This window comes from Bradyrhizobium sp. (assembly GCF_049581145.1).
In the GTDB taxonomy this organism is placed as follows: domain Bacteria; phylum Pseudomonadota; class Alphaproteobacteria; order Rhizobiales; family Xanthobacteraceae; genus Bradyrhizobium.
In genome coordinates, this window is record NZ_JBAURI010000017.1 from 1 (window position 1) to 8,583 (window position 8,583).

The 8,583-nt window shown below is 63.1% G+C and carries 7 protein-coding genes; 3 read left to right on the forward strand and 4 right to left on the reverse strand.

Annotated elements, in window-relative coordinates:
• The coding region (locus tag WCB02_RS00600; protein WP_423955182.1) for a helicase-related protein at window positions 1–2,462 on the reverse strand (2,462 nt) is incomplete at its 3' end.
• Window positions 2,463–3,001: 539 nt separating this feature from the next.
• Window positions 3,002–3,820, reverse strand: a complete 819-nt coding sequence (locus WCB02_RS00605; RefSeq protein WP_423955195.1) for a DUF3108 domain-containing protein — start codon at window positions 3,818–3,820, stop codon at window positions 3,002–3,004.
• A gap of 378 nt (window positions 3,821–4,198) precedes the next feature.
• On the opposite strand from WCB02_RS00605, the gene rpmB reads away from it, so the two are divergent.
• Window positions 4,199–4,510, forward strand: a complete 312-nt coding sequence (gene rpmB, locus WCB02_RS00610) for a 50S ribosomal protein L28 (RefSeq protein WP_423955184.1) — start codon at window positions 4,199–4,201, stop codon at window positions 4,508–4,510.
• Window positions 4,511–4,810: 300 nt separating this feature from the next.
• Here the strand turns inward: rpmB and WCB02_RS00615 are convergent, their stop codons facing one another.
• Complete coding sequence (locus WCB02_RS00615; RefSeq protein WP_423955186.1) at window positions 4,811–5,269, reverse strand: DUF1203 domain-containing protein; 459 nt, start codon at window positions 5,267–5,269, stop codon at window positions 4,811–4,813.
• Window positions 5,270–6,128: 859 nt separating this feature from the next.
• On the opposite strand from WCB02_RS00615, the gene WCB02_RS00620 reads away from it, so the two are divergent.
• Window positions 6,129–6,509, forward strand: a complete 381-nt coding sequence (locus tag WCB02_RS00620; protein ID WP_423955188.1) for a type II toxin-antitoxin system RelE/ParE family toxin — start codon at window positions 6,129–6,131, stop codon at window positions 6,507–6,509.
• Between the two features lie 25 nt (window positions 6,510–6,534).
• A complete protein-coding gene (locus tag WCB02_RS00625; protein WP_423955191.1) occupies window positions 6,535–6,828 on the forward strand; it encodes a helix-turn-helix domain-containing protein in 294 nt (97 codons plus the stop codon).
• Between the two features lie 986 nt (window positions 6,829–7,814).
• On the opposite strand, the gene WCB02_RS00630 is transcribed toward WCB02_RS00625, so the two are convergent.
• Window positions 7,815–8,583, reverse strand: a 769-nt coding sequence (locus tag WCB02_RS00630; protein WP_423955193.1) for a dienelactone hydrolase family protein, incomplete at its 5' end; no start/stop codon positions are given.

Sequence of the window (8,583 nt, forward strand, 5' to 3'; positions counted from 1 at the left end):
GGCGGACGGCGCTCCATGCGATAGCCGAGCGCGCGCAGGATCGAGGCGAAATCCTCGCCCGCCGAACCCGTCAGCGACGTCATCGCCTGCGTCACGGTGAAGCCGCGGCCATCGAACGCGCCGGGCGGCTTGGCGCCGCCGGCGGCTTCGCGCCAGGCCAGCGCGGGACGGATCAGATCGGCCAGCCGCTCCAGGATATCGACGCGCACCGCGCGCTCGCCGCATTGCCGGTAGCCGAGCATGCGATAGGCATCGCGCGGCAGCGTCTTGTCGACCGGGAACGAGGTGCGGCCGCTGGAGGCCATGTGCTGGGCGCCCGACAGCGCCTGCAGATCGACGTCCTCTTTCTGCGCCCACAACAGCGAGGCCAGCGCGCGCCCCGCGGGTTTCAGCAGCGCCGGGAAATAGATGTGATAGGCGCCGAAGCGGACGCCGTATTTGCGCAGGATGGCGCGCGAGGGCTGATCGAGATCCTTCATCTCGGCCGCGATCTTGCTGCGCTCGATCACGCCGAGCGCCTCGATCAGCTGGAACGCGATGCCGCGCGCGATGCCGGTGACGTCCTCGGCCTTGGCAAGCTCGAACAACGGCCCGAGCAGCTTTTCGGCATGCGTCTTCAGCCACAGATCGAGCCGCGCCTGCACCTTTTCACGCGCCGGTCCGGTGAGCCGCTCGTCGGCGACGATGCGCAGCCGCGGATGCAGCGCGTCCTCGGCCGCAACCAGTTTGGCCACCGCGTCGCCGGTCCAGCGGATGGTGCCGTCGGAGGTCAGCACGAAATTGTCGTCGGGCGCGGCCGCCAGTTTTTCGGCACGCGCGTCGATCTCGCCGGCCAGCGCCTTCTGCGCCGCGGCCTGCAGCGCCTTGGCGTCGGAGCCGGCTTCGGCTGCGTCGGGCGCAAACGTAAAGCCGTCGAGACGGCCAATGGTGTGGCCCTCGACGATGACTTCGCCGGTCTTGCCGATTTCGGTGTTCAAGCTCGCATTCTCCCGCAGGCGGCGCATCAATACACTGGTCCGACGATCAACGAAACGCTCTGTCAACCGTTCATGCAGTGCATCAGACAATTTATTTTCGACCTCGCGGGTGATTTCCTGCCAGTGCTCAGGATCTGCCAGCCAGTCCGGACGATTGGCGACGAAGGTCCAGGTGCGGATTTGCGCGATGCGGCCCGAGAGCGTGTCGATGTCGCCATCGACGCGATCGGACTGATCGACCTGGGCTCCGAACCAGCCATCCGGAATCTTCCCCTCGCGCATCAGGAAAGCAAACAAAGTCGTCACAAGTTCGGCATGAGCGGCCGGCGCGATCTTGCGATAGTCCGGAATCTGGCAGGCTTCCCATAACCGTTCCACCGCCGCCTTGCCATGCGCCATCTCGCGTACATCGGCGTCGCGCGCGGCGTGGTCGAGCACCCGCAAGTCCTCCGCGATCGGCGCGCGGGTCAGCACCTCATGGGCCGGCGGCAGCGCCAGCGAAACCTGCAAGGCGCCGAGCGAGGAGAAATCCAGCCTGGAATTGCGCCACTGCAGAACTTTCACACTGTCAAAGCTGTGATTCTGCAGCGCATTGACCAGCTCCGGCTCGAACGGCGCGCAGCGTCCCGTGGTGCCGAAGGTGCCGTCGCGCGTGGCGCGGCCGGCGCGGCCGGCGATCTGCGCGAACTCCGACGGGTTCAAGCGGCGGAACTGATAGCCGTCATATTTGCGGTCGGAGGCAAAGGCGACGTGATCGACGTCGAGATTGAGGCCCATGCCGATCGCGTCGGTGGCGACGAGAAAATCGACGTCGCCGTTCTGGAACATCGACACCTGCGCATTGCGTGTGCGCGGCGACAGCGATCCCAGCACCACCGCGGCCCCGCCATGCTGGCGGCGGATCAGCTCGGCGATGGCATAGACCTCGTCCGCCGAGAACGCGACGATCGCGGTACGCCTGGGCTGGCGGGTGATCTTGCGATCGCCTGCGAAATGCAGTTGCGACAGCCTGGGCCGCGTCACCATCGAAGCCCCCGGCAACAGCCGTTCGATCATGGGGCGCATCGTCGCGGCGCCGAGCAGCAGCGTCTCGTCGCGGCCGCGGCGATTGAGGATGCGGTCGGTGAAGACGTGGCCGCGCTCGAGATCGGCCGCGATCTGGATCTCGTCGACGGCGAGAAACGACACGTCGAGATCGCGCGGCATCGCCTCCACCGTCGAGACCCAGAACCGCGGCGCCTTCGGCTTGATCTTCTCCTCGCCGGTGATCAGCGCGACGGAATCGGGGCCGGTGCGGTCGACGATCTTGTTGTAGACCTCGCGCGCCAACAGCCGCAGCGGCAGCCCGATCATGCCGCTCGAATGCGCGAGCATCCGTTCGATCGCCAGATGCGTCTTGCCGGTATTGGTCGGCCCCAGCACCGCGGTGACGCCTGAGCCGGGAGCCCGTTCGTGGGAGAACGCTGCCGAGGGAGTGAAGGCCATATTGTCTGGTAGTTTCTATTGGCGCAAAAGCAAGCGCGTGCACTCAAAACTGTCTCACATTGCGACAAACTGTTTCACATCGCGACGCAGATAGCGACGCCGCTCAAGCCTTGATAAGCTTTGGAACGTGCTGGGAACGAATCGCGCCCGAATCGCTGACTCCCCCGTGCTTCCCGCTTCGTTCCCCCAACATCTCGCGCCTACTGTCCTGCCGGATAACTAGATCAAGTTTACAGTAACGAAACAAGCGACGCTTTGACGCCGCCCTTCGTTAAATTTTTTGTCCGCCGGAGTCGAATCAGAAGCGGCGAAGAGTCAACAGGCTTGATGAACCGATTTTCATCGAAGATCGGCCGATGGATGGTCCGGCCGCGCCATTCCTCAACTCGTCATCCCCGGACTTGTCCCGGCCATGACGAAACCGCGAGGGAGTCAGCACGTTGTTGATCGCTGCATCAGTGTCCCAAGCCACCCCGCAAGGGGCAGGGAGCGGAAAGAGCGCACACCTGAACTGAAAAGAAACACCGCGAGACGAGAACCTACTGCGTCTTCGCCACATGCGGTGGCGCCGCCTGGGTCATGAACTCGGTCGCTTCCAGCATCGCGGTCCCCAACGGCGTCGGGATCACCATCCGGAACGGCACCAGGATGCGGGTGCCGGCCAGCGGCGCGAAGGTGATTTCCATATTGCGCTGCGCCGACAGGTACTTGATGACCGGACGGTCCGGGATATAGCCCGCGACCGGCGAGAAGTAGATCGCGCAGACCATCGCCGGGCCGCTATAGCCCTTGTCGGCCTTGACCGTGGTCATGCGCTTGAAATCGAGCTTCAATTCGTAGCGCATGCGGCCATCGAAGATCGCGGCCCCGGTGCGGCAGCTATCGGGGGCCATGAGATCGCCGGTTCCGGGAACCCGCAGCATCGTTGCCGTCATCGGATCGAACACCCCGCGCTTCTGCGCGTCGGTGACGGGAATGCGGTCGGCATCGACCGGCGGCTGCGGATCGATGCCGAATTCCTTCACGGTGCCGTTGGCAAGCGTGATGTGGATGGATTCGGATTTCTTCGAGGTCGTGGTCGACGCTACGTAATTGGTCGCGACCAGCGCGCCATTGACGACCCGGCCGACCGCCGCGCCGGTGCCGGAACCGCCGGCAAAGGTCTTCAGCAGTCCCGATGTGCCGCCGTAGGCCGAGGCGGAATACTGATCATCGCCGATATCGATGGTCCAAGCGCCCTTGCCGACGGGAATGCCGGCCAGCGTCGCCTCATATTTCGCATCGAGCCGTCCACCCTGCCCGAAGCTCGGCGCGGGTGCGACAACCGGCAGCAGGCCCGCGCCGAAGATCGCGAGCATCCGCAAGCCATTCACGAGGTCAGTGGTCACAGATCGGCAGTCCTGCTATCGGCGGTGCGGTCTTCGCTGTCATCTAGGTAAAACATTCCGGCAAGCAACTTATATTCCGGAAATGACGCGGCTTTTTTGCAAGCCCCCGTCGCAAGGCCCCTTCAATCACCGTGGAATGCGCCCTTTATATGATCGCGCGGCGGGCGATGTCCCGGCAAAAACGGGCTTTCCCCCTGTTTTGGCAATGGCTTGGCAAGCCAAAACCCTTGACGCCCCGTTGGCCAGCCCCTATACGTCCGCCGCTCCCAGGTAGGACATGGATTTTGACCCCCGCGCGGCCCCAACGGGCTTGGCGAGATTGTCGGGGATGGAAGAGGATTTCTCAAAATGTCGCGGCGCTGTGAACTGACGGCCAAGGGCCCCCAGGTGGGCAACAAGGTGAGCCACTCCAACATCAAGACCAAGCGGCGGTTCCTGCCGAACCTCTGCAACGTCACCTTCATCTCGGACACGCTCGGCCGCAACGTGCGCCTGCGCGTCTCCACCAACGCGATCAAGAGCGTCGATCACAATGGCGGACTGGACGCGTTTTTGAAGAAGGCGAAGCCGGCCAATCTCTCGCCGCGCGCCCTGGATCTGAAGCGGGCGATCGAGAAGAAGGCGGGATCTGCGGCGCCGGTGGAGAAGGCGGCGGGGTGAGGGGCTGGGCTGGTTGCAGCTAGCCGCGCTAGCCGGAAGCATTAGAGTTTGTGGAGCGGCCGGATTGGAAGATCCGGCCGAAAAACAGTAGCGTGAGGCGCGATTCGACAGACGCAGCGGCCTCAGTTTGCGCTTTCAATAGAGAAAGCGTTTGGGCGAGGCACGTGCTTACACAATCGAGCTTGATCAGTACGGCTTGATCGACGTCCGCCGTACCCCGATAGCGACCGAATTGTACGTTGCAGCAAAAGTTCGCAATGTGCCAAGAACCGGCATCGGCAGCCAACATCCGCAGATTAATTAGGCTCTTTGCACCTTCGCGGCATAACAGCCAGCGGCGGCAAAGTGCACATGCAGATAGTCAACGTTCAACGGCCCAAGCATCTTTTCAAGGACCGGCTCGATCTCGTTGCCATCCACCAACTGATTGGAGACCATCATGGCTCTCGCATCGAACGATCTCACGGCAAGGATGCGATTGCGAAACTGTTCAGGAACCTCGTTGACCTTGTCGTAGGTTTGATCGCCCTCACGCAGAAAAATCGCAAACCGCATCCGATAGGGCGAGTCGACGGGATGATGTTCGTAGTTGATCAGCAAAAGCTCCTCACCAGGCTTGGAATCCGTGAGGCTGACCCGGCAAGGATATTTGCCGTCGACTGTCCGGCGAACTCCACCTTGAGCCGCAAGCTCGGAGTCAGAGAGCGCGAAAAGGTGAGTAAAATTGTCGGCCGGCAGGCCGAGGATACGAAAGGTCATGGTGTTGGTCCTTGTTTGGGTGAAAATCACTTTACGCACCCGCTACCGACCGTAACCACCCGCTTCCCGAATATCTGTGGCTTCGCCCTGTATTCGCGCAAGCGGGCTCGATCAGCTCCGTGTCAATTGGTCGAGGGACGGATGGTTTCTTCGCCACACCCGGTTGCGCACGCATTTCGGTGAACGCAGCCCGAATGTCCGATCGGGTCATTCCCGCCCGGGTCCAGCCTACAGCAGGCAAAGCCATATGCGCTGTACCTTGAAAGTCTGGACCATGGACGGCTCCGCGAGGCCTTGGACGTCCGGCAGGATTTCGAACCCTTCCTGACCATCTCTCGTTCTTCTCGGGTGGCTCGAATGCGACGTTTTGAATTGTGACTTATGGCGCATTCGCGAGATGTTTCTTGTTTCGCGCTCAGCCAAGTAACAGTTCATTGCCAGCGCCGCGAAGCAACCCATCTCGCGGCGAGAAAGATCGCGTCGCTACGCTCGCAATGACGATGATGCGGCGGCGCTTTGCGCCAACGCGGCAACGGCTCGCCATCACCATGCTGCGGGTTTGCGCTGGGGCAATTCGACGATCGCCTGATCTGCCCGCATGGTCGCAAATCACCGCGCAGGGGATACCGCGTCGCTTCCGTCGTGATGCCAGTTCCGTGAAAGCTTTGATTGCCAACCAAGGTCGTGACGCCGGCGGCCACGGCGTGCCGACGGATCATCGCGTGCGCATTGGCTTTGGGCCGGGGCGTGCTGGTGAGCACGGCCGCCGCGTCGAAAGCGCGTTAGTCCCGCCGAGCGGGTTCAAGAGGCGCTTGAAAACTATAGCCCATGGCACTATAGTCTATAGTCTGGGGGTTGGATGCGGATATTCCTGACGCGCGGCGTCGCGCGATTCGTGAAGGCGGAACGTATCAGCATCCGATCATTGGTTGACTCCATCGTCCGTGCCGAGCGCGGCCTGATTGACGCCAAACTCGGCGGTGGCCTGATCAAGCAGCGGGTCGCGCGGCCAGGCCAAGGAAAAAGCGGCGGCTGGCGAATGCTGATCGCCTACAGGCCAGGCCAGCGCTCGGTGTTCTTGTTGGGCTTCGCGAAAAACGATCTCGACAATATCGACGCCGGCCAGCTTGCCGATTTCAAAGCTTTGGCGGCGGGGCTCTTGGCAGCGAGCGAGGCCGCGATCGCCGCGGAACTGAAACGAGAAACATTGAAAGAGGTGCCCTATGCCGAAAAAGGCTGATCCCAGCAAACGCATCAATGACACATTGCTCGAACTGGCGCAGGATTTTCGCGGTTCGCTCATCAGCGAAACCACCGCCGACAAGATCACGATGCGCATTCTCGGCAAGCAAAGTTTCCCGGCCGCCACGCATGCGGCCTTGTCGCCGAAGGAAATTCGTTCGTTGCGCGGCAACCTGAGCCAAGCGGTCTTTGCCCGGGTTCTCAACGTCACAACCGGCTACGTTTCTAAACTCGAATCCGGAGCCAAACGACCGACCGGTGCCGCGCTCGCGCTCCTGAGCGTCATCAAGCGGAAGGGACTTGAAGCGATCCTTTGAGCGGAGAAGTATCAAGCCGACGAAGAAACCCCTGCATATCCGATCGAGCTTCGAAAGCTGGCACCCGGTTTCAGCGCTGCCATTGCCTGATCTCCCCGCCAGGTCGACATCGGCCATCCACAGAAAAAACGGTCCGCGCAAAAATATTCGGCTTTTCAGAAGATCCAAATCAGCATTATAAGCACTGCCATCCCGTCCCATTCAGAGGGGGCATATCGCGATCGTCACGGACGTCGGGTGCGGGATGCGGTGGACGCGGGAGCAGCGCGAGACGGGCGCAGCTTTCACGGACGGCGAAGTCGTATGGTCCCGGCGCTCCAAGGCACAGGCGTCAAGTCGACGGAAGCAATTCCGCCGGCGACGGTGGCAAAAAAGCGTGGTCACCGAGGAGAGCACGTATAAGCCGTAAACCATTGCGTGCGGGGATGCCGGGTGATTCCGGTGCGACCGCTGTGAATACTCGTGTGCATAATCACTACCCAATATGCGCACACGAGGCTGCGGGTGCATCGGGCGCCCGGCATCCCCCACGCCCTCGTTGTTTCCGGCAGGGCGGCGAGAGAGCTCCAAACCTCGCGCCAATGCGCGGCGAGAAGGATGAGCCGTGTCTGAAGCAATCAATCGCGCGTGCGGCGGGTGGATTTGAGGATTGAATCGGACGCGTTGCGGGCGGTCGTGACGACGCACGCTCGACTCCGCCTCTCTGCCATCGGAGTCTTGCGGGAAGGGGTCGGGTCGAACATCCCCCAGGGCAGACTTCTCCCGTGGCTACCCCCTACCCCAACCCTTCCCCCCAAGGGGGAAGGGAGCCCGCGCGGTGTACCGCTTGGCTTGGAAGACTTGTGGGCTTCGACAATGCGTTGAATCAGCAAGCGGGCCGCCGGACATGGTGAAGACGCGGCAGGTGTTTCCGCTCCCCTGCCCTTCGGGGCCGCCGCCGGGAAGAGGCGCATCGAAATGGTGGTGACCACTTGAGCGACTTTCTGCTACTCCCGCCACCCTTCCACGATCCCGATCGCACGCGCGAGCGCGTCGTCGCGGGCGGCGTGGTTGGCGGGGACGGATTGGCGGCGGGCGCCGGGGTCGTCGAAATCATGCGTCGCGCCGGAATAGAGCGTGACGTCGATCCGGGTGCCGGCCTCGCGCGAGCGGGCGGCGACGTGCTGGCAGATCGTGGGCGACACCTCCTCGTCGGCCTCGCCCAGAAACATCGCGATCGGCGCGGCGCTCGAGACGGTGTTCTCCAGCAACGCGTCGCGGCCGCAGCCGGGATAGAACACCAGCGCGCCGCGAAAGCCCGCGCGCGTGCCCTGCCGGATCATGACGTTGAGCGCGGTGCTGCCGCCGTTCGACCAGCCCTGCAGGAAGATTCGCGTGCCCGCCACGTCGTCACGGCCGCTCAGATAGGCGAGCGCGCCCTCGGCATCGAGCGGTCGAACCGTCTTCTCGTTGACATCGTCGCGGTCGGGGTCGTCATGGCTATAGCGGCCGAAGCCATGCGCCTTGCCGCGCGGCCCGAACGAGTCCGGCAGCAGCGCGAGATAGCCGCGCGTGGCCCAATATTCGCCCCAGCTTGCATGGCGCCGCGACAGCGTGGCGGCGCCGCACGCCGAGGCCGCCGTTCGCGACACGGTCGTGCAATCGGCATTGACGTTGGTGGAATACGGCCCGCCGCGGCCGTGCAGCAGCACGATCGCGGGATGCGGCCCGGCGCCGTCCGGCTCGAAGAGATAGCCAACCAGCTCGGTCTTGCCG